Source organism: Nocardiopsis sp. NPDC006198 (assembly GCF_040613895.1).
In the GTDB taxonomy this organism is placed as follows: Bacteria; Actinomycetota; Actinomycetes; order Streptosporangiales; family Streptosporangiaceae; genus Nocardiopsis; species Nocardiopsis tropica.
Map to the genome: position 1 here is coordinate 76,098 of NZ_JBEXSY010000025.1, position 23,650 is coordinate 99,747.

Sequence of the window (23,650 nt, forward strand, 5' to 3'; positions counted from 1 at the left end):
TACCGCGGCTTGCCGCCGGGAGACCACGTGCCCACAACAGCCGACGTCAGCCCATGCGATCTTAGTCGTAATCAGCCTGTATCAAGGGCTGTCCGCGCCGCGCCATCGGACATTGGTTACATAATCCCGGTCACCGGCCGAAACGACGGCCGGCTCCCGGAAGCATGCCGAACTTTCGGTGAACACGGAGGCCCGCCCCGTCGGGACGCCTACCCTGTGACGATGCCCCGTGACACGCCAGACGCGCCGTCCGCGCCCGCGGAGAACCCCACGCCCACCGGCGAGAGCCGACTCGCGCTGGTCCGCCGCGCGCGCAGGATGTACCGGGAACTCGTCGAGCTCTACCCGGACGCCCACTGCGAACTGAACTTCACGACCCCGCTGGAACTGCTGGTCGCCACCATCCTGTCCGCGCAGTGCACGGACAAACGGGTCAACCAGGTCACTCCGGCGCTCTTCGCCCGCTACCCCGACGCCGAGGCCTACGCCTCGGCCCGGCGGGAGGAGATGGAGGAGGTCATCCGTCCGCTCGGCTTCTTCCGCGCCAAGACGAACAGTCTCATCGGGCTCGGTCAGGCGCTGTGCGAACAGCATGGCGGAGAGGTTCCGGGGAACCTCTCCGACCTGGTCAAACTACCCGGTGTAGGACGAAAAACCGCAAATGTACTGCTCGGTAATGCCTTCGATGTGCCCGGGATCACCGTGGACACCCATTTCGGGCGGTTGGTCCGCCGTTTCAAGTGGACGGACGAGGTCGACCCGGTGAAGGTCGAGCACGCGGTGGGCGACCTGTTCCCCCCGAGGGACTGGACGATGCTCTCCCACCGGGTGGTCTGGCACGGGCGGCGGGTCTGCCACGCCCGCAAGCCCGCCTGCGGCGCCTGCGACCTGGCCCGCTGGTGCCCCTCGTTCGGGGAGGGCCCGACGGATCCGGACACGGCCGCCGGGCTGCTGCGGATGCGCTCCTTCGCCTGACCCCGCCCCTGCGGCGGCCGGCCCGGAGACGGCGGACGGCGGGGGCGCCTGCGGCGCTTTGTACTCTGATGGTGTGATCGTTGACACCGGCGTCCCGACACGGCCGCCGCGTCCGCGCGGACGCCTCCGCCGCGCCGCCCCGCGGTACCGCCGCGACGCGGCGGCGGCCCCCTGCCGGGACGACCCCGGCGGTCCCACCGCCTCCGGGGACGCCGCGCCGGCCGGCGGCCCCGGAGACCGGGGCCCCGCGGGGGACGCGGCGCCCCCGGGAGCGGTTCCCGCGAGGGAGTCCCCGCACGGGACCGCCGGACACGGTTCCACCGCATGACGACCCGAGGGAGCGGTGCGGGCCCCGGGCCCCGCGCTCCCGGCCCGCCCAGGAAATCCCGGGAACATCCCGGTGCGGCCCGCGCCAGCGGCCGCACCGGTCCACCGACGGCGCGACAACCCCCGGAACAGGCTTCACGTATGAACCCGATCCCGCTCTGGCTCGCCGCGCTCGCGGACGCCGCCGAGACGATGACCGTGCCGGGCCCCATGCGGCCCCCCGCGAACGGCGGCCGCGAGTCGGCCGTCCTCATCCTCTTCGGCGTCGGACACAAGGGGCCGGACCTGCTCCTCATCCAGCGCAACGCCGGGCTGCGCCGCCACGCCGGGCAGCCGGCCTTCCCCGGCGGCCGGATCGAGCCCACGGACGCCTCCGTCGAGGCCGCGGCCCTCCGGGAGGCGGAGGAGGAGACCGGGGTGGTCCCCGCGGGCGTCGACGTCGTGGGACGCCTCCCCGAGCTGTACCTGAGCTTCAGCGACTTCCGGGTGGCCCCCGTCCTGGGCTGGTGGCGCGAGCCCTCCGAGGTGCGCCCCACCGACCTCGGCGAGGTCGCCGCGGTCTCCAGGGTCCCGGTCGCCGACCTCGCCGACCCGGCCAACCGGGTCATGGTGCGCTACGGGGGCGGGACCCGGTGGGGGCCGGGCTTCCGGGTCGACGGCATGCTCGTGTGGGGTTTCACCGGTGCGATCATCGACAGCCTGCTCACCATGGGCGGCTGGGAACTTCCTTGGCGCCACGAGGGTCTCACCGACGTGTTCGAAGCCACCCCGCAGGGCCTGCGGCCGGTCGGGTAGCGCTCATTCTTGGAGGGCATTGTGCTCGACGTGGTCCTGATCGTCCTGCTGCTGCTGTTCGCGGTGACCGGGTACCGCCAGGGTTTCATCGTCGGTGTCTTCAGTTTCGTGGGCTTCATCGGCGGGGGCGTCCTCGCCGCCCTGGCCGCCCCGGACCTGATCCAGGCGTGGGTGGAGGATCCCGGCCGACAGGCGCTCCTGGCCATCGCCGTGGTATTCCTGGCCGCCGCGCTCGGCCAGTTCCTGTGCTCCTACCTGGGCACCCTCGTCCGCAACAGGGTCACGTGGGACTCCGCCCGCGTCGTGGACGCCGTGGGCGGAGCCCTGGTCAGCGGGCTCTCGGTACTGCTCGTCGCCTGGTTCATCGGCAGCACGGTCGCGAACTCGGCGCTGCCGTTGGTGGCCGGCCAGGTCAAGGAGTCGCGCATCCTCCAGTCGGTGGACGCGCTCATGCCGGAGTCGGCCCACAGCGGCTTCTCCACGTTCCGCAGGGTCGTGGACCAGAGCGCGTTCCCACAGGTCTTCAGCGGCCTCGGGACCGGTGAGCTGGCCGAGGTCGAGCCGCCGGACCCGGACGTTCTCACCACCCCGGAGCTGATCGAGTCGAGCCGCAGCGTGGTCAAGGTCCTGGGGACCGCCCCGTCCTGCCAGCGCCGTGTGGAGGGGACCGGCTTCGCCTACGCCGAAGACCGGATCATGACCAACGCGCACGTCGTCGCCGGGGTGACCGACGACCTGCGGATCGTCACCCGGGAGGGCTACCAGCTCGACGCCACCCTGGTGCTGTTCGACGCGCAGCAGGACCTGGCGGTCCTCCACGTCCCGGGGCTGGACCTGGAGCCGCTGGAGTTCACGCACGAGGCCCCGCAGGGCGGGGACGCGGTGGTGGCCGGGTTCCCCCGCAACAGCGGCTTCACGGCCGTCCCCGCGCGCGTACGGGCCCGCCAGACGGCGCAGGGGCCGGACTTCTACCACTCGCAGCAGGTGAGCCGGGAGATCTACCAGGTGCGCGCGGTGGTGCGCCCCGGCAACTCCGGAGGCCCGCTCCTCGCCCCGGACGGCACCGTCTACGGGGTCGTGTTCGCCGCGGCCACGAACGAGCCGGAGACGGGTTACGTGCTCACCGCCGACGAGGTGGCGGAGAACGCGGGTTCGGGTCTGGAGTCCGCGGCGGAGGTCTCCTCCCAGACCTGCGACTGACCCCCGTCCCCAGGCGGACGCCGGGCCTTCACAGGACCCGCCCCCCACGGTTCACTGGATGTACAGGGGGACCGCCGCGGCGGCCGGCACGGTGCTGCCCGGGGTCCGCGGATCCGCGGACGCCCGCGGGGCCGTCCGCGGGGTCGCCCGCCCCGTGCGGCGGAGGCGCCACGCGGTGCGGCCCTCCCCGGGCCCCGACCCGTCACGCGCTCCGGCGACCGCGCCCCCGCACGCGAACGGGCGCCCTCCCCGCGGGGAGGGCGCCCGTTCGGACGTCTGTGGACCGGCCCTAGTTGGAGCTGGGGTCCGGCGTGTGCTCGTTCGTCAACGGCCAGCTCATGCGCACGACGGTGCCCCTGTCGCTGGGGTCGATCTTCACCTCGTCGGCGAGACCGGTGATGACCGCCAGGCCGAGGCCGGGGGAGAACCCGGAGATTCCGCCGGGAGGGGTGTCCTCACCGTCGAGGAAGAGCCCGTCCAGCATGGACGGGTTGACGGTCTCCACCGTGTCCTTCGCGGGGGCACGGTCGGAGACGACGACCTCGAAACGTTGTGTCGCGCTCCCGTTGGCGCGCAAGGCGGGGCTCGTGGCGTCGGTGCGGGAGTCCGGCCCCGGGTCAGGCCCGTTGCCGTCGATCAGCTGGAGCAGGATCGGCTGTGTGGGGCAGTGCAGCTTGTGTGCGGCCACCGCCCGGGAACACGCCTCACCGACCGCCAGCCTGATCTCGTCGATCGCTGAGGCGGCGATACCCGCCCGCCGTGCCACGGTCGCGGCCATGAGCCGCGCCGTGCGCACGTGGGCGGGAAGCGCGCTGATCGTGAGCGTGATGGTTGCCATCGCTCGCTCTGGGCTACTTCGCGGAACGCTTGTCGATGGCTTCCTGAACAGAGCCGTGGATACCGAAGACCTTGGTCAGACCGGTGATCCGGAAGATCTTCAGGATGCGCTCCTGGGTGCAGACCAGGTCGAGGGTCCCGTCGTGGGCCCGGACGCGCTTGAGCCCGCCCACAAGCACACCGAGGCCTGTCGAGTCCAGGAACTCCACCTTCTCCATGTTGACCACGAGGTGGAAGTTGCCCTTGTTGACCAGGTCGATCAGCAGCTCGCGGAGCCGGGGCGCGGTATAGACATCGATCTCACCCTCAACGACGACGATCTCGGTGTCGCCCTCGGTGTAATGATCAAGCTTCAAGTCCACTAGTCCTCCAGCGCCGAACCGCGAAAAAATCGCGAATGATCTCTGCCGGGCGTTACCCCACCAGCACGCATTCAACCACGGGTGTCGAGTGCGTCTTCCTGTGATGCACAGAAAAACCGTGACACCGCGCCACTCTTCCCCCGGATGTCACACTGAAACCGATGTCCCAGTGCGACACCCTTCGTCTGAGGGCGTCATGACTACCGAACACGCGCCTGTGAGGAGGGGTCTCGGATGAGGCGATCGGAGCCCGTGCTCCCCGGTGTGTGGCGTGACGATACCCGGTACCCGCAGGTGACCCACATCGAGCATGTGGCCCGCAACGAGGGAGTGGGCGGGGAGTGGCCGGAATGGGCCGCGCCCCACCTGGTCGGACGGCTCTCCGAGCTGGGGATCACACGACCGTGGTCCCACCAGGTTGAAGCCGCCGACCTCGCACGCTCGGGCCGTGATGTGATCATAGCCACGGGTACCGCCTCGGGGAAGTCACTCGGCTTCCTCATACCCGCTGTGGACGCCGTCGACGCGGGCGGGACCGTGCTCTACCTCTCCCCGACCAAGGCGCTCGCCCAGGACCAGTTGCGGTGGATATCGGACCTGGCTCTCGCGGGCATGCGTGCGGCCGTATACGACGGCGACACGAGCGTCGAGGAGCGGTCCTGGGTACGCGAGCACGGCAACTACGTGCTCACCAACCCGGACATGCTGCACCACGGGATCCTCCCCCGCCACGGGGCGTGGTCGCGCTTCCTGCGCAGGCTGCGCTACGTGGTGGTCGACGAGGCGCACCGGTACCGCGGTGTCTTCGGCTCGCACGTCGCCCAGATCCTGCGGCGGCTGCGCAGGATCTGCGCCCGCTACCGGTCGGAACCGGTGTTCGTGCTGGCCTCGGCCACTTCCGGCAGCCCCGCGCAGAGCGCGACCCGGCTGACCGGCGTGCCCGTCACCGCGGTCAGCGAGGACGGGTCCCCGCGTCCGGGGCTGTCCGTCGCCCTCGTGGAGCCGGAGCTCACCGACCTGACCGGGGAGCAGGGGGCGCCCATCAGGCGGACGGCTCCGTCCCAGGCCGCTGAGATGCTCGCCGACCTGGTGCGGGACCGGGTGCGGACCCTCGTGTTCGTGCGTTCGCGGCAGGGCGCGGAGGTGGTCGCGCTGACCGCTCAGCGGCTCCTGTCGGAGCGGGGCGACCACGACCTGGCCGCCCGGGTTGCCGCCTACCGGGGCGGCTACCTGCCCTCGGAGCGGAGGGAGCTGGAGGAGGCCCTGAGGACGGGGGAGCTCCTGGGGCTGGCGAGCACCAACGCCCTGGAACTGGGCGTGGACATCAGCGGGCTCGACGCCGTCCTCATCGCCGGATGGCCGGGGACCCTGGCGTCCCTGTGGCAGCAGGCGGGACGGGCGGGGCGGCGCGGCGACGACGCCCTGGCGGTGTTCATCGCCCGGGACGACCCGTTGGACACGTACCTCGCGCACCACCCGGAGGCGATTTTCGGTCGCTCCGTGGAGGCCACCGTCCTTGACCCGGAAAACCCCCACATTCTGGGTCCGCACCTGTGTGCGGCCGCCCAGGAGCTACCGATCACGAAGGACGACTTCGCCCTCTTCGGAGAAACCACCGAGGAGCGCCTGGCCGATCTCGTGGAGCGGAAACTCTTGCGGAGGCGCCCACGGGGCTGGTTCTGGACCAGTAATGAACGGGCCAGCGACCTGGCCGATATCCGCGGGGCGGGCGGTCCCCCCGTGCAGATCGTGGACACCGGGAGCGGGCAGCTCCTCGGCGAGATCGACGAGGCCGCGTCCCACGGCACCGTGCACCCGGGCGCGGTGTACCTCCACCAGGGCTCCACGTACCTGGTGGACGACCTCGACCTGGACGAGGGGGTCGCACTGGTCCACGGCGCCGAACCGCCGTACAGCACCTGGGCGCGCGACACCACGGACATCACCGTGCGCTCGGTGCTGCGCCAGGAGGAGTGGCCGAGCGGCGCGACCGCGTACTTCGGCGAGGTGGAGGTGGTCCGCCAGGTGGTGGGCTTCCTCAAGCGGGACGTGCGCACCGGCTCCGTCCTCGGGGAGCAGCCGCTCGAACTCCCCGAGCGCACGCTCCACACCCGCGCGGTGTGGTGGACCCTGCCCGCGGAGGGGGAGGCCCGGCTGCGCAAGGAGGACGTGGGCCTGCTGGGCGCCGCCCACGCGGCCGAGCACGCCGCGATCGGCATGCTCCCGCTGCTGGCGACCTGCGACCGCTCGGACATCGGCGGGGTGTCCACCGCCGTCCACGGCGACACGGGCAGGCTGACGGTGTTCGTCTACGACGGGTACGAGGGCGGCGCGGGCTTCGCCGAGCGGGGCTTCTCCGCGGCGCGCGAGTGGCTCACCGCGACCCGGGCCGCCATCGCCGACTGCGAGTGCGACCACGGGTGCCCCTCGTGCATCCAGTCGCCCAAGTGCGGCAACGGCAACGAGCCCCTGAGCAAGTCCGGTGCGCTGAGGCTGCTCGACGAGGTCCTCGGAGGGGACGGCGGCACGGGCGCGGAGGGCGCCTGAGAGCCGCCTTCCGGAGGAGGTGCGGGCCGTCCGCGGGCTGCGGGCGCCGGGTTCTCCGCGGCGCCGTCCGGGACCGGGTCGCAGGGCCGGCCCGTCCGGGACGGGACCGGGGAGCGCCGTGCCGACAGCCGCGGAGCCCGCGTGCCGGGGCGAGGGGCACGCCACAGGCGGGGGCCGTGCGCCGCCCGCCGGTGCGGGGCCACGGGCGGCCGGGTGCCGGGGAACGGGGCTCCCGCAGCCGGTGCGGGGCACCCGGGGTTTTCCACAGGCTGGGAAAGGGGCTTTCGGGACCGCACTCCGCCACCGGAACCTGGAATCGGGCGCCGACACCCCGTCCGCCCCTCACCAGGGAGGTTCCATGTTCGCTCTCACCGGCCCGCCACCCGCTCGCACCGCGCAGCCCGGAGGCGACGACGGGATGGCCACCGCCGAGTACGCGCTGTGCGCGGTCATCGGCGCCGCGTTCGCCGGCGTCCTCTACGTCATCATCACCAGCGGTGAGGTCAGGGAGGCCCTCACCGCGCTCGTGGTCGATGCGCTCAGCTCGGGGTTCTGACCGCGGATCGGTCACCGTGGAGGCGGCGCTTACGCTGCCCTCCCTGCTGCTCGTCCTGGCCGTGTCCTTCGGGGCCGTCCAGGCCGCCTCGGCCCAGCTCGCCTGCGCGGACGCCGCGCGGGTGGGGGCGCGTGCCCTCGCCCGGGGCGAACCCGACGACCGGGCCCGGAGCCTGGCGCTGACCGCCGCGCCCCGGGGCGCGGACGTCGGCCTGGCCGATGACGGGCACACAGCCCGCGTCACCGTACGGGTCGAGCTGCGGCTCGGCCCACTGGCGCCTCCCCTGGGGGTGGACGGCAGCGCCGCCGTCCTCCTCGAACCGGGGAGCTGACCACGTGCACTCCGACTCCGGCTCAGCCACCGTCTGGTGGGCGAGCCTGGGGGCCCTGCTCTGGTTCGTCACCCTCGCCGTCCTCGTGACGGCGGCGGCACGACTCGACCGGGACCGCGCCACCACCGCCGCCGATCTCGCCGCACTCGCGGCCGCCGCCCGACTCGTCCACGGCACGGAACGAGCCTGCGCGGAGGCCCGGGACACCGCAGAGGCCAACGAGGCCTCCCTCGAATCCTGCGTCATCACCGGCTCCACCGCAGAGGTGGTGGTCTCGGTCCCGTCGTCACTGGCGGACCGCGACGTCCTGGCGCGCGCCCGCGCCGGGCCGGTCCACGAAGCCGTCTCCAGCGAGGAAGTGGAATGAGCCCCGCCCCCGTCTCCGTACTGCTGTGCGCCCTCCTACTGGGAGCTCCTCCCCAGTCCGACGACCACGTCCCTCCGCCCTGCGCGGCCTCCGCCGAACCCGCCGAACCCGCCGTGCGCGACGGCGGTGCCGAGGACCCCGACCCCTGCGCCTCCCCATCGGCGAGCCCCACGCCCTCGCCCGCCGCCGGGGCCCGCCCGGCGGAGGCCTCGGTCGGTTCCGCCCGCCGGGCGGCGGCCGCTCCGCCGCCCGTGCACGAACCCGTCGTCCATTACACGGCGGAGGCCGCACCCCCCGCCACGACCTTCGCGCGTGCCGTGGGACACACCTCCACCGTGGTCCTGGTTCTGCTGGGCATCGCGGTGCTGGCGATGCGCCTGTCCGTCGGCTGGCCCCGCTTCCCCACCCCGTACCTCGGCCAGCGGCGCTTCGACCGGGAGGAGTACTGACACCGCGGGGTCCCGTCCGGGTCGGCCCCGGGCGGGACCCCGCGGACGGGTCCTGGGGTCGGGTCCCGCCCGGGCGTGTGCCCCGCACCGCCGCCCCCGCCCGGACGACCTGCGCACACCCCCCGCACAGCGGGTGCGGAACCCTCGTACCCTCCGGTGTATGGGACACCGACACCCGAGCAGGCTCAAGAACTCCGAGGTGGGCCACGCGCGCGCCCGCTGGCTCCTGCGGGCCGAGCTTGCCGGGTGCGAGGAGTGCCGCGGGGAGGGCGACCGGGAGGCGCTGGCCGACCTGGCCTCGGAGGGCGTCTTCGACTCGCTGCTCACCGGTTTCGTGCTCGCGCGTGTGCAGCAGTGGCGTGTGCCCGGCCGATCCCCCCGGTACCCGGCCACGGTGTACCGCCTCGCGCCCGTCGACGAACGGGACTTCTGGCGGGAGCCCACCCAGCACTGCATGAGGGTGTGCACGGTCGCGGGAGCACGGGGGAGCAGTGTGGACACCGTGCCCGCGCTCCGCGAACTCCGGCTGATGTCCACGGCCGACCGCGCGTCCGTCCTGGACGACATCATCGACGGCCTCTGCGAGGACGAGGCCTGAGGTGGGGCCCGCGGACCGTCACGGGGCCCGGCGGGGCGCCGGACGAGGGGCCGGGACGGGTGACCCGAGCGGGGTCCGGTGCGGCCGCCGTCCTCGGACGCGCGGTCCCGGGGGTCCGTCCCGGGCTTCCGGGAGGGCCTCCTGCCGGGGCGGCAGCGCGCTCGGGGGAGAGTCAGCCCCCCAGCGCCCGGGAGAGCAGCTCGGCGGCCATCGGGACGATGCCGATCAGCACGAAGGCGGGAAGGAAGCACAGGCCCAGCGGCGCGACCACCAGCACCCCCAACCGCTCCACCCGCGCTGTCGCGCGGGTGCGCAGGGCACGCCGCAGGTCGACCACGTGGCGGTCCAGGAGGTCGGCGACCGGCGCGCCGGTGTCGGCGGCCCGGGCCAGGTCCCTTCCCGCCGCGGCCAGCGGGGCGGGAAGGGAGGAGCGGCTCCAGGCCGACGCCGGATCGGCCCCCAGCCGCAGCTGCTCGGCGACCGCTGACAGCTCCCCGCCCAGCCTTCCGCCCGCCGCCCCGGAGACCGCCGTGAGGCAGACGGGCAGGGTCGCCCCGGCGCGGATCCCCGAGGAGATGAGCCCGATCACCACGGGCAGGTCGGAGGTCACCGGGAGCCGGTCGGGTCGTTCCCCGGCACGGCGGGCCCGCACCCACAGCACGGCGCACCCCCCGGCCGCGACGACGCCGCCGACCGGGCCGAACAGGGTGGCCGACGCGGCCACCGCGAGCACGCCCGCCAGCGTCAGGGCCAGGGCCCGCAGAGGCAGACCGGTACGGAGGGGCGGCCCGCCCTCCGGCCCGGCGCCCGCCAGCCGTGCCCCCGGGGCGCCTCCCCGGCCCGTCGCCACCCACGCGGCGGCGGCGCCGAACAGCGCCGCGGTCACCACCGTCATCACGTCCACTCCCCTTCCACACCGTTTCCCGTACGGGGCCGTGGCCGCCCCGCCCCTCAGTCGGCCCCCACACCGCCTCCGCCCCGGCGGTCGCGGTCGTCCTCCCCCTCTCCGCACCCGGTCACGGTGGAGCTGTCGCGGAGCGCAGCATGCGCAGCGCCCACCAGAAACCCAGGAGGTCGAGGAACACGCCGCACACCAGGCAGGCCACCCCCAGCGGCGTCGTGAACAGGAACTCCAACGGCGACCCGCCGAGGCCGGAGGACATCAGCACCCCGGCCACCGGGAGGCACGTCAGGACGATCGCGGTCGTGCGCGGACCGCTCGTCCGCGCCTCCGCCTCGGCCCGCTGCTCCTCCTGTTCGGTGAGGTTGGCGGCCAGCGCGTCGACCACCTCGGCCGGCCCGGCGCCGGTGTCGGCCGCCACCTCCCAGCACACGGCCAGGTAGGCCAGCGCGCGCAGGTCCGGATCACGGGCGGCCTCGCGGCGCAGCGACTCCGCGTCGTCCACCGCGCCCACCAGCGGTCCGGCCTCGGCGGCGGCGATCCGCAGCGCCTCCTGCGGGGGCTGCCCGGCACGCAGTTCGGCGGCCAGGACCCGGCACAGCACGACCACGGCCCGCCGGCGTTCGGAGGCCTTCCCGGGACGGGGCACCAGGGACCGCGGGCCCTCCCCGCGCACAGGGCGCCGCGGTCGGTCCAGTACGGCGCCCAGGCGGATGCGCTGAGGCGCCGGGACCGCGAACAGCAGGACCAGGAGCCCCGCGCACGCCGCGCACACCGCCAGCGCGGTCATCGCTGTCGCCACCCGTCGCCCAGCCGGGCCGCCACCTCCTCGGCCCCGGGGTGCTCCCGGCAGGAGCCGTCCCGGCCGAACGACACCGCGGGCACCGCGTGCACGAGCCCGGCCGGGTCGCGGCGCAGCACCCGGAGTTCGGCGAGGCGACGGGTTCCGGCGTCCCGGACCAGGTGCACGACCATGACCCTGGTGGCGGCCAGCTGGCTGTGCACCGCGGCCCGGTCGAGCCCGGCACCGCAGCCGAGCGCCTCCACCCGGGCGGGGACGTCCCCGGCGCCGTTGGCGTGGAGGGTGCCGGCGCCGCCTTCGTGACCGGTGTTGAGGGCTCCCAGCAGGGACACGATCTCCGGCCCGCGCGCCTCGCCCACCACCAGCCGGTCGGGCCGCATCCGCAGGGCCTGCCGCACCAGGACCTCCAGGGACACCTCTCCGCTCCCCTCGATGTTGGCCGGGCGGGTCTGGAGCCGCACCACGTGCGGGTGGTCGGGGCGGAGCTCGGGGGAGTCCTCGGCGAGCACGAGGCGCTCACCCGGGTCCACGAGGGACAGGAGGCTCGACAGCAGCGTGGTCTTGCCGGTACCCGTTCCGCCGCTCACGAGGAAGGCCGCACGGGACGCCACGAGCGCCCGCAGCAGGGCCGCGCCGCGACCGGTGACAGTGCCGTGTTCGGTGAGGCGCTCCAGGGAGAACACCCGCCGGGGCGGCAGGCGCAGGGACACGCAGGCGCCGCCGGGGGACACCGGGGGCAGCACCGCGTGCAGGCGGGCACCGCTCGGGAGCCTGGCGTCCACGTAGGGGACGGCGGCGTCCAGCCGCCGACCCGCCTGCGCGGCCAGCCGCTGGGCCAGCCGTCGGACCGCGTCCGCCGACTCGAACCGCACCCCGGCCCGCCGCAGGCCGCCGCCGTCGTCCACCCACACCTCGTCGGGCCCGTTGACGAGGATGTCGGTGACCCCGGAGGAGGACATGAGCTCCTCCAGCGGCCCCGCCCCGGACAGGTCGGCCGCCAGCCGCCGGGTCATGGACAGCACCTCGGTGTCGCCCAGCAGGCCTCCTTCGGCCCTCAGTGCCGCCGCGACGTTGGCCGGGCTCACCGGCGCCCCGGAAGCCACGAGGCGGTTGCGCACCGCCTCCACGAGCGGGCTCACGGGACGGGCTCCGGGAACGGGAGGGACGCCACCACGAGGTCGGCGAACCGGGCCAGGGGGGACCTGGGGTGGCGCGCGGGGACGTCTCCGGCCGCCAGGATCCGGTCGAGCCGGGGTTCCTGCGGCAGGTCCGCGCCGAGGTCGAGGCCGAGGGTGGACGCCACCACGTCGGCGCTCAGGTCGCCGCGGGCACCGCGCACCACGACCCGGACGGCCGCGGCCTCCTCCCGCAGCCGGGAGACCACCCGGGTCGCCGCCACGACCGAGGGCACGTCGGCCGGGACCACGACGAGCACGAGGTCGGAGCGGTTGAGGAACACGACGGTGGCGGGGTCGAACGAGCGCGGCAGGTCGGCCACCACCAGGTCGGCGCCGTCCCGCGCGCTGGACAGGGCGGAGCGGGCCGCGCCGACGGGCAGAGGGGCGGCGGGTCCCGGCTCGCGGGACCAGGTCAGCACCGAGACCCCGGGCGTGCCGGGCAGCCCCGCCCGCAGGTCCTGCCAGCGGACGCGGCCGCGGCGCCGGACGAGGTCGCCCCAGCCGGTGCGCCGCTCGGGCGCGCGCGGCGGGGCGCCGTCGCAGCCGAGGTAGAGGTCGGATCCGCATCCGAGGGGGTCGGCGTCGAGGAGGGCGGTGTCCCGGTCGGCGCGGGCGCCCGCGAGGGCGAGGGCGACCGCGAGGAGGCTGGTACCGGCTCCGCCGCGCCCTCCGATCACCGACACGGTGGGGGCCGGGGCGGAGGTGGGCGACGCCGCCCGGGTGAGGAGGTCCACCAGCACGGGCTCGTCCCTGGGCAGGAGGAGCGTGCCGGGTCCTTCGGTGGCCGTTGCGCCTCCGTGGGCCGGGTCCTGACCGTACGGGCGGCCCTCCCGGCCGTGCGGGTCCTCGCCCCCGTCGGTGCGCGACACGAACACGTGGCGCCCCGGGGGAGGGTCGGCGGTGCGCAGGGAGGCGCGCAGCTCGGCGCCCACCACCACGAGCGGGGCGTGCCGCCACAGGCTCAGCGCCCGGTCGGGGGTGCGGGCGACGGCGACCTCGGTGGCGGCGGCGGTGGCCAGCCTGAGCAGGTCGTCGAGGAGGAGGGGGTCGGCGGTCGCGATCAGCGGCAGGGGACGGGTGTCCATCGGACTCTCCGGGGGGTGGGGTCTTTCTTCGACCCTCCCCGACCGGAGCGCTCGTGAGAAGCCCCGGTCCGGGGCTGTGGACAACGCCGTCGGCGGCGCGCGGAGCGCAGAAGTCCGGAGCGGGGCGATGCGGGGGAGCCGACGGCGGCGTGCGACGTCGTCGGGGCGCGGAGCGCGGAAGCCCCGAGCGGGGCGCGCGGGGGTGCCACGGCGGGGCGGAGGAGGCCCACCTGGCGGGCGGGGTGCGTACACGGGGGCGAATACGCATGCCCGCCCGGCAGGCGGTGAGGAGCGGGCGCGGGGTCCGCCTCCGCAGGGGGAGCGAAGGCCGCCACGCGAGTTCCGGCCCTGGGGGGAGGACCGGGCCCGTCCTCCGGAAGGGCCTGTGGAGAGACGTGCTCCCACGACCGCCGAAAGACCTTTGTCGTCGGCGCCTCCCGGAAACCGGGCACCGGGGAACCGGGGCGGGTTTCGCGGCGGGGTTCTTCCGGTACGGCGGAACCCCTGGGCGACGACGGAACAGACGCTACCACGCGGTGCCGTGTATTGGTTCGGGAATCCAGGCGGAAAAGTCGGGTCAACCACCTTTTCCCAGAGGGGCGGCGGGCGTACAAAGAAAGCAGACGGTGGCTGAGAACCACCCCGACACGGCACCCGGGAACCCACGCACCACCCGGCCGCGTGTGGCCCGTCTAGGTCGGACAACCGGATGTACTGCCTGGCCAGACTATGGAAATGGTCGCTTGCTAACCCGGTGGAACGTGTCGCAGACGGCGCCCCGAGAGTCACGCGGGGCGCCGTTCCACGTGCTCGTCCGGGCGCGCCGGGCGACCCGCGGAAATGCGCGCCCGGCCGGATCGCCCGTGGCCAACAACGATTGTGTCACTGTTGGTCGATAAAGGAATGGTCGACGATTCAACCTTTTCGGGGGCTCACCCGCGTTTGAGGGCCTCGCAGGTCGCCAGTGAGTCCTGGGCCCCCGCCCGCACCGCCCGGCAGCAGTAGACGACCCATTCCGCGACGCCCTCGGGGGTGCCGCCCATGTAGCCGCGCAGGGCCGGTCCGTACTCGTCCCGCAAGGTCTGGTGGCCCAGCTCGGACGGCACCAGCGACTTCGGGTCCAGGCCCCGTTCGACCAGGGTCAGCCGCTCGGCCGCGCGCGCCACCAGGCCGTCGCCCCACCCGAACGGCCGGATCGCCATCAGTTCGCCGTGGACCAGCGCTGACGTCACCAGGGCCGGGACGGACGTGCGCGCGCCCAGTAGCGCGTACAGGCCCTCCAGCCGGGCGAGCGCCGCCTCCGGCGCGGGGGCGGGACCGAGTGAGAGCGGGTCCTCGACGCGCTCCCCCGCCAGCCGGGGTCGCCCCAGGGCGTCCTCGGAGACCGCCTCGGTCGCGGCGAGCGTGTGCAGACGGGCGAGGGCCTGGCGCGGCGCCTTCGGCCAGGTGTCGACGAGGGACCCCAGTTCGCCGGACACCCGCAGTGCCCCCTTGATGCGCGTGTCGTACACGTGCCCCTCGCGGATCTCCTCCATCGAGACCTCGGCGCCCTCCAGCGCCGCCGACGCGCACGCGCCGCGCAGTGCGGACTCCATGGACACGTCGCTGCTGCGACGTCGCAGGATGCGGTGCCCCAGCAGCCGGTCGACCAGGGTCCGCGTCTCGGCGACCGCGTCGCTCACACCGGGCAGGGCCGCGACGCGGGCCAGGGGGTCGGAAGGGGAGGCAGAAGTCGATTCGCTCACGGAGAACAACACTACGCGCCGGTAACACCGGCCGCCCCCTCCCCGGCGGGTAGGAGCGCACCGACCGCTCGTCGCTGACCGGCGACCGTTCACCGGCCGTTCGCCGCTCGCCCGCCGGTCCCCGGCGACGCGCTGCACCCCGGCTGTTCACGCGGTATGGACCGCATGATTAATTGGGTGTGAACCAGTCGACGTAAGGAGAATCACAGTGGCCGACAGCACTCCCCCGAGCCAGGAGACACTGTCCAACCTTCTCCACGAGACGCGCAGCTTCCCTCCACCGCCCGAACTCGCGGCCGAGGCCAACGTGAAGGCCGAGGCCTACGAGCGGGCCGCCGAGGACCGCCTCGGCTTCTGGGAGGAGCAGGCCCGCCGGTTGCAGTGGGAACACCCCTGGGACACCGTCCTGGACTGGGACCCGCCCTACGCCAAGTGGTTCGTCGGGGGCAAGCTCAACGCCTCCGTCAACTGCGTGGACCGCCATGTCGCCAACGGGCTGGGCGAGCGGGTCGCCTACCACTGGGAGGGCGAGCCGGGCGACACCCGCAGCATCACCTACGCGGAGCTGAAGGACATGGTCTCCCAGGCGGCCAACGCGATGACCGGCCTCGGGGTCGGCAAGGGCGACCGCGTCGCCATCTACATGCCGATGATCCCCGAGACCGTCGTCGCGATGCTCGCCTGCGCCCGCATCGGGGCCGTCCACATGGTCGTCTTCGGCGGCTTCTCCGTGGACGCGCTCGGCCAGCGGCTGGACGACAGCCGGGCCAAGCTGGTCGTGACCGCCGACGGCGGCTACCGGCGCGGCAAGGCCAGTGCCCTCAAGCCCGCCGTGGACGCCGCGGTCGCCGACCGGCCCGCCGTGGAGAACGTCCTCGTCGTCCGCCGCACCGGCCAGGACGTCGAGTGGACCGACCGCGACGTGTGGTGGCACGACGCCGTGGAGTCCCAGAGCACCGAGCACACCCCGGAGGCGCACGACGCCGAGGACCCGCTGTACATCATGTACACCAGCGGCACCACGGCGAAGCCGAAGGGCATCCTCCACACCACGGGCGGCTACCTCACCCAGGCGGCCTACACCCACTGGGCGGTGTTCGACCTCAAGGCCGAGACCGACGTCTACTGGTGCGCCGCCGACATCGGGTGGGTGACCGGCCACTCCTACATCGTGTACGGGCCGCTCGCCAACGCCGCGACCACCGTGCTGTACGAGGGCACCCCCGACACCCCGCACCGGGGCCGCTTCTGGGAGATCATCCAGAAGTACGGGGTCACCATCGCCTACATGGCGCCCACGGCGATTCGCACCTTCATGAAGTGGGGCGACGACATCCCCGCCGAATTCGACCTGTCCAGCCTGCGCGTCATCGGCTCGGTGGGCGAGCCCATCAACCCCGAGGCCTACATCTGGTACCGGGAGAACATCGGGGGCAACCGCACCCCGGTCGTGGACACCTGGTGGCAGACCGAGACCGGCGCCATCATGGTCAGCCCCCTGCCCGGCGTGACCTCCGGCAAGCCCGGCGCGGCCATGCGCGCCCTTCCCGGCATCGTGGCCGACGTGGTGGACGAGGCGGGCCGGTCCGTTCCCGACGGCGACGGCGGCTTCATCGTCATCCGTGAGCCGTGGCCGGCGATGCTCCGCGGCATCTGGGGCGACCCCCAGCGCTACGAGGACACCTACTGGTCGCGCTTCGAGGGCCTGTACTTCCCCGGCGACGGTGCGAAGAAGGACGAGGACGGCGACCTGTGGCTGCTGGGCCGCGTGGACGACGTCATGCTCGTCTCCGGCCACAACATCTCCACCACCGAGGTCGAGTCGGCGCTCGTCTCCCACCCGAGGGTGGCCGAGGCCGCCGTCGTCGGCGCCGCGGACAAGGTCACCGGCCAGGCGATCGTGGGCTTCGTGATCCTCCGCGACGGGGGCGAGGAGGTTCCGGAGGAGCTGGTCAAGGAACTCCGCAACCACGTCGGCACCTCGCTCGGCCCGATCGCCAAGCCCGCCCGGCTCCTGGCGGTGCCGGAGCTGCCCAAGACGCGCTCCGGCAAGATCATGCGGCGGCTCCTGCGCGACATCGCCGAGGAGCGGGCGGTCGGCGACACCTCGACGCTGACCGACTCCTCCATCATGGACGTGATCGCCAAGCAGCTGCCGTCCGCCCGCGGGGACGACTAGGACACGTGCCGCAGGCCCGTCACAGGACCTGCGGCGAGGCGCTCCGGCGGACGCGGCGCCCCGGCCCCGGCGAGGGCCGGGGCGCCGCCGTGTTCCGGCCGCGCGGCCGGGTGCGCACTCACCCCCGTGACGAAACGGACCTCTGCCGTTGTGCGTGCCGTGAGGGACATGGGTGGCGGGGCATGTGCGAGGATGCGGAGGATCATCCGCGTGTTCGGACCGAGAGAAGGGAACCCCCACGATGGTGGACAAGCCGGGTACCGGCGAGCCCGACGCCGCCGGCACCGACCGTTCCATCGGCGCGCTGGTCTCCGACGCCACCGACAACCTCTCCCGGCTGGTGCGGCTGGAGATCCAGCTCGCCAAGCTGGAGGCCAAGGCCGACGCGGCCAGGATCGGCAAGGGCGTCGCCGGGTTCGCGGTCGTCGCGGTCCTGGCCCACATCTTCGTCATCCTGCTCTCGGTGACCATCGCCTTCGCGCTCTACGAGCTGTTCGCGCTCCCGGCCTGGGCGTGCCTCGGCATCGTCACGCTGTTCTACCTGCTCCTCGCGGTGGTCTTCGGGCTGTACGGCCTCGTCAACTTCCGCAAGCGCCAGGGCCTCCAGCGCACCGCGCTGACCACCTCCCGCCTCGCCGGCATCCTGCGCGGCGAGATCCGGCCGCCCAGGACCGGTGACGACCTCGACACCGCCGGGGGCGCCGACACGGCCGGGGCCACCGCGGCGGCGCCGCGCTAGCCGAATACGGTGTTGGACGACTCCGCCGCCTACCTCGACGGCCCGTGGACGCACCGGACCGTCAAGGCCGCGGGCGCGCGCTTCCACGTGGCGGAGGCCGGTGAGGGCCCCCTCGTGCTCCTCCTTCACGGCTTCCCCCAGTTCTGGTGGGCGTGGCGGCACCAGCTGGGACCGCTCGCCGAGGCCGGGTTCCGCGCCGTCGCCGTCGACATGCGCGGCTACGGGGCCAGTGACAAGACCCCCCGCGGCTACGACCTCGTGACCCTCGCCCAGGACGCCGCAGGCCTGGTCCGGGCCCTGGGGTACGAGGACGCCGCGGTGGTGGGACACGGGGTGGGCGGACTCGTCGGCTGGACGATGACGGCCTACCACCCCGGTGCGGTACGCGCCCTGGCGGCGGTCTCCGCCCCGCACCCGCTGCGCACCGCGCGGATCGTCGCCTCGGGCGGACCCGGTGTCCGGCACATGCTCCGGGCGCAGGTGCCGATCCTTCCGGAGCACAGGCTCCTGGCCGACGGGTGCGTCCGCGTGGGCGACCTCCTGCGCGAGTGGTCGGCCCCCGGTTGGCCCGGCGCCGAGGCCGAGGAGGCCTACCGGCAGGCCTTCGCCATCCCGAAGGTCTCCCACTGCTCCCTGGAGTACCACCGCTGGATCTTCCGCTCGAGGTGGCGCCCGGACGGGCTCCGCTACAACGCGCGCATGCGGTCGCCCGTCCGCGTCCCCGTCCTCCAGCTCCACGGCGAGCTCGACCCGGTGTGCCCGCCCGAGGCGGCCCGCGCCTCCCGTCGCGCCGTCGCGGGGGCCCACCGCTGGGCGCCGATCCCGGGTGCGGGACACTTCCCGCACGAGGAACGCCCGGAGGAGGTCTCCCGCGAGCTCGTGGGGTGGCTGGGGAGGCTCGGCGGCGGACAGGTCGACGGAGCCCGGAAGGGCGACGGGGAACGGCGGTGAGGCAGTGATGGCGACGGAATCCGCGTCGGAGGGCCGGGACAGGTCCGGCCGGGACCGCGACGAGACCGGGCGCGCGCAGAACCAGCGCCCCCGCGACCGCTACGGGCGGCCGCTCCCGCACGGGAGCGCGGGCGAGGTCGACCGGGTGCCCGACGACGCCGTGTTCTCCGCCGCCGAAGGCCTGTCGGAGGCCCAGCGGCTGCTCGACGGAGGGTACGCCTTCACCGCCCACGAGGTTCTCGAAGCCGTGTGGAAGTCCTCGCCCGAGCCCGAGAGGGAGCTGTGGCGGGGCCTCGCCCAGGTGGCCGTGGGCGTCACCCACGCCCAGCGCGGGAACGGCGTCGGCGCCGCGCGCCTGCTGAGGCGGGGCGCGGACCGGGTGGAGGGGTTCGGTCCGGACGCCCCGCACGGGGTGGACACGGCCGGCGTGGCGGCCTTCGCCCGGGGGCTGGCGGACGACCTGGACGCCGGCCGGGCGGAGCGGGGCGATGCGATCGACCCGGCGGGGATGCGCCTGCTAGGGGAGTAGGCGGGCGGCGCCGGGGGCTGCGGCCCGGGACCGCGCCGCCCCGGACGGCGCACGACGGCACGGAGGCCCTCCAGGGGAGAACCGTGTTCTCTCGTGGCCACGGATACCAGTGTGGCTGATGAGGCTAATTCCCGTTTCATTCCTTTATGTGTGTTTTAGCGTTAACATAGCATTAATGCATTATGCGATGTTATTCAAGCCGAAAATCCCCGATAAGGAAAATTATCCCGCTTCTGGGATCACCGTAAGATCACATCTTTGGTTTGTCTTGGGGAAATCCCGAAACGACACTCACCTTTATTCGGGATCGTGCGTAGAATCCCCGGATCACCGCCCGTGAGCGAGCAGCGCGGACGGTGTGCACCACAACCAAAGGTGGCACCGCTTCGACCCCGCCAAGCGTGCTGTCGGGCCAGCTCAGGCTCCTTCCGGACGGCGGTACGTCCACGGCGGCGCGCTGGTCCGGCGTCCACGCGGCGAACCGTTCCCCCGCGTTTCCCATGGACGGGGCCGAAAAGGTCGTGCCCGTCTCAAGGAGGACGGATTGTCTGGGCTCAACCTCGCCGCGCCAAGCGGCACGGCCCTATCGCTGGCAGGCACCGACTTCACACTCGTCATCATCGTCATGGTGGTGGCGCTTCTGGCCCTCGCCGTCGCGGGGATGCTGGTACGTGAGGTCCTCGCCGCGGAACAGGGCACCGAGCGGATGCGCAACATCGCGCTCGCAGTGCAGGAGGGCGCGAGCGCGTACCTGACACGACAGTTCCGCACCCTCGCGGTCTTCGTCGTCGTCATCCCGCTGCTCCTCCTCCTGCTGCCCGCCGACTCGTGGGACATCCGGATCGGCCGGTCGGTCTTCTTCGCCCTGGGCGCCGTGCTGTCGTCCGCCACCGGCTTCATCGGCATGTGGCTGGCCGTGCGCGGCAACGTACGGGTCGCGGCGGCGGCCCGCGGCGGCGACGAGGCGTCCAACCACAGGGCCATGCGGATCGCCTTCCGCACCGGCGGCGTGGCCGGCATGATCACCGTCGGCCTCGGCCTGTTCGGCGCGGCCCTCGTCGTCGTGCTCTACCGGGGCGACGCCCCCATCGTCCTGGAGGGCTTCGGCTTCGGCGCCGCCCTCCTGGCCATGTTCATGCGTGTCGGCGGCGGGATCTTCACCAAGGCCGCCGACGTCGGCGCCGACCTCGTCGGCAAGGTCGAGCAGGGCATCCCCGAGGACGACCCCCGCAACGCCGCCACCATCGCCGACAACGTGGGCGACAACGTCGGCGACTGCGCCGGCATGGCCGCCGACCTCTTCGAGTCCTACGCCGTCGTGCTCGTCGCCTCGCTGATCCTCGGCCGGGTGGCGTTCGGCACCGAGGGCCTGGTGTTCCCGCTCCTCGTCCCCATGATCGGCGTCATCACGGCGATCATCGGCATCTTCCTGGTCGCCCCCCGAGCGCGGGACCGGTCGGCGATGACCGCGATCAACCGCGGCTTCTTCATCTCCGCGGGCATCTCCGCCCTGCTCGTCGTCGGCACCTCCCTCTGGTACCTGCCCGGCAGCTTCGAGGAGCTGTCCGGGGTCAGTCCGCAGGTCCTCGCCGAGATCGAGGCCGCGGGCACCGCCCCCGACCCGAGGTTCGTCGCGATCGCCGCGGTCCTCATCGGCCTGGTGCTCGCCGCAGCCATCCAGCTGCTCACCGGCTACTTCACCGAGACCGACAAGCGCCCCGTCCGGGACATCGGCGCGAGCTCCGAGACCGGCGCGGCCACCGTCATCCTCTCCGGCATCTCCGTCGGCCTGGAGTCCGCCGTCTACTCCGCCCTGCTCATCGCCGGGGCCGTGTACGCGGCGTTCCTCCTCGGCGGCGGCTCCATCACGCTGAGCCTGTTCGCCGTCGCCCTCGCCGGCACCGGGCTCCTCACCACCGTCGGCATCATCGTCGCGATGGACACCTTCGGCCCGGTCTCCGACAACGCCCAGGGCATAGCCGAGATGTCCGGCGACGTGGAGGGCAGGGGCGCCGAGATCCTCACCGGGCTCGACGCCGTCGGCAACACGACCAAGGCGATCACCAAGGGCATCGCGATCGCGACGGCCGTGCTGGCCGCCACCGCCCTGTTCGGCGCCTTCCGCACCTCCGTCCAGGAGCAGCTCGGCGAAGGCGAGCAGGCGTTCTCGCTCTCCATCGACCAGCCGGACGTGCTCGTCGGCGTCATCATCGGCGCCAGCGTGGTGTTCTTCTTCTCCGGCCTGGCCATCATGGCGGTCGGCCGCGCCGCCGGCCGCGTCGTCATGGAGGTGCGCGACCAGTTCCGCACGCGCCCCGGGATCATGGACGGCACCGAGCTGCCGGAGTACGCGCGGGTGGTCGACATCTGCACCAAGGACTCCCTGCGCGAACTGGTCACCCCTGGCCTCCTCGCGGTCCTGGCGCCGATCGCGGTCGGGTTCGCCTTCGGCTACGCCCCCCTGGGCGCGTTCCTCGGCGGCGCCATCGCCGCGGGCGTGCTCATGGCCGTCTTCCTGTCCAACTCCGGCGGGGCCTGGGACAACGCCAAGAAGCTCGTCGAGGACGGCCACCACGGCGGCAAGGGCTCGGCCGCCCACGAGGCCACGATCATCGGGGACACCGTCGGCGACCCGTTCAAGGACACCGCGGGGCCGGCCATCAACCCCCTGCTCAAGGTCATGAACCTCGTCGCGCTGATCGTGGCGCCCAGCGTGGTGATCTACGCGGACAACGTGGTCCTCCGGACCGTGGTGACCGTGCTCGCCGTGGGTGTGCTCGTCGGCGCGATCCTCTGGTCCAAGAGCCGCGGCTCCGGGACCGAGACGCAGCTCGCGGAGCTGGGCGGGCAGTCCGCCCCCAAGGACGCCCCCGAGGCCGGGGGCGGCGGCGCCCCGGCTCCGGGAGAGGGGACCCCGGCGACGGAGGGAGCCGCACAGGACGAGGGGACGGACCAGAAGGAGTCCGACCGCAGGGAGGAGGCGCACGCCGGAGACGGCAAGTAGCGCGATCCCCAGACGGCGGCCGCCCGGGAGCCCGGGCGGCCGCCGCCGTGTGCGGGAGGGCGCCTAACCTGGTTCCGCGGGTGTGCTTCCCGTGCGGACGAGGCAGAAAAGGGGTTCTGTGATGTCAGGGCTGAAGGGCCTGCTCGCCATCCTGGCGGTCATGGTGGGGTTCATCGGCGTTCTCGCCGTCGTCGCGACCAGCCTGATGCCGTGAGCGGGGCGCGCACACTGCTGCTGATGCGGCACGCGGAGGCGGAGAACGGGCACGGCGCCGACTACGAGCGGGGCCTGACCGATCTGGGCAGGGCTCAGGCGGACGCGGTCGGTCGGATGCTCTCCCGGCGGGGATACGCGCCGGACCATGTCATCTGCTCCGGCGCCAGGCGCACCAGGCAGACCCTGGACGGCGTCCTCGGCGCGATGGAGCCGGGGCCCCGGCCCGAGGTCGACTACTCGGAGGAGGCGTACTCGGCCGGTGTGGACACGCTCCTGGAACTCGTGAACCGGGTCGACGCCGGAGTGCGCACCCTGCTGGTCGTGGCGCACAACCCCACCGTGGCCCAGGTGGCCGCCGGCTTCGTGGGGAACGAGGCCCTCGTGTCCTACGCTCCCGGCACGATCGCGGCCGTGGACCTGGAGGTCGAGTGGCTCTACGCGGCGCCCGGAACGGGCGCGGGCATCCTGCTCAACTGATGTGACCCAGGACACGCCCCCGTCAGGTTGCCAGCCCCCTCGTCCGGGGGTAATGTTCTCCGAGTCGCCTCCGACCGGCCCAAGGCCACGAGGAGCGGCGGCACTCCCCTCCGGCGAAACGGACGCACTCGCGGTCGTGCCGGAACCCCGGTTTTCACCAGAACGAACTTTCGGGCCTCGCGGTTCGAGCACTGTTCGGGCCATGTAAACTCAGGGAGTCGCTTCAAAAGCCCAGTCCCTTCGGACAAAAGCAGACGAAGCAAACGGGCTTTACCCCGATCAGAACCACCACAAACCGCCGATTTGGCGGGGTGCGGAACACCTGATAAAGTAAAGACACAACAAAGCGGAAACGCAGACGCCTTCCACGGAAGAGCAGACAGCCGGAACGGCTGGCGCTTGTATGGGAAGAGCGGTTGTTTCTTGAGAACTCAACAGCGCGTGTTTGATTTTCTTTAAGCCATGTTTGTTTTGGCCCCGTCACCCGAACAGTGGTTCGG

At 73.1% G+C, this 23,650-nt stretch carries 23 protein-coding genes; 15 read left to right on the plus strand and 8 right to left on the minus strand.

Translation table 11 applies throughout. The features are described 5' to 3' along the window. Nucleotides 1–222: 222 nt before the first annotated feature. From nth to ABZ234_RS18750, 3 genes are all read left to right on the plus strand, one after another. A complete protein-coding gene (nth, locus tag ABZ234_RS18740; RefSeq protein ID WP_267947461.1) occupies nt 223–975 on the plus strand; it encodes an endonuclease III in 753 nt (250 codons plus the stop codon). Nucleotides 976–1,443: 468 nt separating this feature from the next. Next, complete coding sequence (locus ABZ234_RS18745) at nt 1,444–2,097, plus strand: CoA pyrophosphatase (RefSeq protein WP_330157975.1); 654 nt, start codon at nt 1,444–1,446, stop codon at nt 2,095–2,097. 21 nt (nt 2,098–2,118) lie between these two features. Further along, complete coding sequence (locus ABZ234_RS18750; protein ID WP_355012943.1) at nt 2,119–3,297, plus strand: MarP family serine protease; 1,179 nt, start codon at nt 2,119–2,121, stop codon at nt 3,295–3,297. A 289-nt stretch (nt 3,298–3,586) separates the two neighbouring features. On the opposite strand, the gene ABZ234_RS18755 is transcribed toward ABZ234_RS18750, so the two are convergent. Next, nucleotides 3,587–4,135, minus strand: a complete 549-nt coding sequence (locus ABZ234_RS18755) for an ATP-binding protein (protein ID WP_344179067.1) — start codon at nt 4,133–4,135, stop codon at nt 3,587–3,589. A gap of 13 nt (nt 4,136–4,148) precedes the next feature. Continuing rightward, nucleotides 4,149–4,496, minus strand: a complete 348-nt coding sequence (locus tag ABZ234_RS18760; RefSeq protein ID WP_159944311.1) for an STAS domain-containing protein — start codon at nt 4,494–4,496, stop codon at nt 4,149–4,151. 234 nt (nt 4,497–4,730) lie between these two features. On the opposite strand from ABZ234_RS18760, the gene ABZ234_RS18765 reads away from it, so the two are divergent. From ABZ234_RS18765 to ABZ234_RS18790, 6 genes are all read left to right on the plus strand, one after another. Next, on the plus strand, nt 4,731–7,043 hold the full coding sequence (locus tag ABZ234_RS18765) for a DEAD/DEAH box helicase (RefSeq protein WP_355012931.1): 2,313 nt from the start codon (nt 4,731–4,733) through the stop codon (nt 7,041–7,043). 358 nt (nt 7,044–7,401) lie between these two features. Continuing rightward, nucleotides 7,402–7,599: a DUF4244 domain-containing protein gene (locus ABZ234_RS18770; protein ID WP_330157978.1), complete on the plus strand. Its 198-nt coding sequence runs from the start codon at nt 7,402–7,404 to the stop codon at nt 7,597–7,599. After that, nucleotides 7,577–7,930, plus strand: a complete 354-nt coding sequence (locus ABZ234_RS18775; protein ID WP_267947466.1) for a TadE family type IV pilus minor pilin — start codon at nt 7,577–7,579, stop codon at nt 7,928–7,930. Before ABZ234_RS18770 ends, ABZ234_RS18775 begins: the two co-directional genes overlap by 23 nt. Before the next feature lie 4 nt (nt 7,931–7,934). Further along, entirely contained in the window at nt 7,935–8,297 is a 363-nt protein-coding gene (locus ABZ234_RS18780) for an Rv3654c family TadE-like protein (protein ID WP_267947467.1), read from the plus strand. Continuing rightward, a complete protein-coding gene (locus ABZ234_RS18785) occupies nt 8,294–8,746 on the plus strand; it encodes a hypothetical protein (RefSeq protein ID WP_267947468.1) in 453 nt (150 codons plus the stop codon). The genes ABZ234_RS18780 and ABZ234_RS18785 overlap by 4 nt, the downstream gene beginning before the upstream one ends. A 160-nt stretch (nt 8,747–8,906) precedes the next feature. Next, complete coding sequence (locus ABZ234_RS18790) at nt 8,907–9,344, plus strand: hypothetical protein (RefSeq protein ID WP_267947469.1); 438 nt, start codon at nt 8,907–8,909, stop codon at nt 9,342–9,344. A 172-nt stretch (nt 9,345–9,516) separates the two neighbouring features. Here the strand turns inward: ABZ234_RS18790 and ABZ234_RS18795 are convergent, their stop codons facing one another. The 5 genes from ABZ234_RS18795 to ABZ234_RS18815 all read right to left on the minus strand — a co-directional run bounded on the left by ABZ234_RS18795 (nt 9,517) and on the right by ABZ234_RS18815 (nt 15,055). Then, on the minus strand, nt 9,517–10,239 hold the full coding sequence (locus tag ABZ234_RS18795) for a type II secretion system F family protein (protein WP_355012932.1): 723 nt from the start codon (nt 10,237–10,239) through the stop codon (nt 9,517–9,519). Nucleotides 10,240–10,360: 121 nt separating this feature from the next. Then, nucleotides 10,361–11,035 carry a type II secretion system F family protein gene (locus ABZ234_RS18800; protein WP_355012933.1) on the minus strand — a complete coding sequence of 225 codons (675 nt, stop codon included), beginning with the start codon at nt 11,033–11,035 and terminating at the stop codon, nt 10,361–10,363. Beyond that, nucleotides 11,032–12,186 carry a TadA family conjugal transfer-associated ATPase gene (locus tag ABZ234_RS18805; protein ID WP_355012934.1) on the minus strand — a complete coding sequence of 385 codons (1,155 nt, stop codon included), beginning with the start codon at nt 12,184–12,186 and terminating at the stop codon, nt 11,032–11,034. The genes ABZ234_RS18800 and ABZ234_RS18805 overlap by 4 nt, the downstream gene beginning before the upstream one ends. Then, the gene (gene ssd / locus ABZ234_RS18810) at nt 12,183–13,310 is read right to left on the minus strand and encodes a septum site-determining protein Ssd (protein WP_355012935.1); all 1,128 of its coding nucleotides are present in this window, start codon (nt 13,308–13,310) and stop codon (nt 12,183–12,185) included. The genes ABZ234_RS18805 and ssd overlap by 4 nt, the downstream gene beginning before the upstream one ends. 932 nt (nt 13,311–14,242) lie before the next feature. Continuing rightward, complete coding sequence (locus ABZ234_RS18815) at nt 14,243–15,055, minus strand: oxidoreductase (protein WP_267947473.1); 813 nt, start codon at nt 15,053–15,055, stop codon at nt 14,243–14,245. Between the two features lie 208 nt (nt 15,056–15,263). On the opposite strand from ABZ234_RS18815, the gene acs reads away from it, so the two are divergent. From acs to ABZ234_RS18845, 6 genes are all read left to right on the plus strand, one after another. Beyond that, nucleotides 15,264–17,234, plus strand: a complete 1,971-nt coding sequence (acs, locus tag ABZ234_RS18820; RefSeq protein ID WP_267947474.1) for an acetate--CoA ligase — start codon at nt 15,264–15,266, stop codon at nt 17,232–17,234. A gap of 241 nt (nt 17,235–17,475) precedes the next feature. Continuing rightward, nucleotides 17,476–17,973: a phage holin family protein gene (locus ABZ234_RS18825; RefSeq protein WP_267947475.1), complete on the plus strand. Its 498-nt coding sequence runs from the start codon at nt 17,476–17,478 to the stop codon at nt 17,971–17,973. Between the two features lie 9 nt (nt 17,974–17,982). After that, nucleotides 17,983–18,924 (plus strand): alpha/beta hydrolase, encoded by a 942-nt coding sequence (locus tag ABZ234_RS18830; RefSeq protein WP_267947476.1) that lies wholly within the window; start codon nt 17,983–17,985, stop codon nt 18,922–18,924. Nucleotides 18,925–18,931: 7 nt separating this feature from the next. Further along, nucleotides 18,932–19,453, plus strand: a complete 522-nt coding sequence (locus tag ABZ234_RS18835) for a DUF309 domain-containing protein (protein WP_344179090.1) — start codon at nt 18,932–18,934, stop codon at nt 19,451–19,453. A 544-nt stretch (nt 19,454–19,997) separates the two neighbouring features. Further along, a complete protein-coding gene (locus ABZ234_RS18840; protein ID WP_355012936.1) occupies nt 19,998–22,457 on the plus strand; it encodes a sodium-translocating pyrophosphatase in 2,460 nt (819 codons plus the stop codon). 210 nt (nt 22,458–22,667) lie between these two features. Beyond that, nucleotides 22,668–23,150 (plus strand): histidine phosphatase family protein, encoded by a 483-nt coding sequence (locus ABZ234_RS18845; protein ID WP_267947479.1) that lies wholly within the window; start codon nt 22,668–22,670, stop codon nt 23,148–23,150. A 223-nt stretch (nt 23,151–23,373) separates the two neighbouring features. Here the strand turns inward: ABZ234_RS18845 and ABZ234_RS18850 are convergent. Continuing rightward, a partial coding sequence (locus ABZ234_RS18850) for a hypothetical protein (RefSeq protein ID WP_355012937.1) occupies nt 23,374–23,650 on the minus strand: 277 nt, incomplete at its 5' end.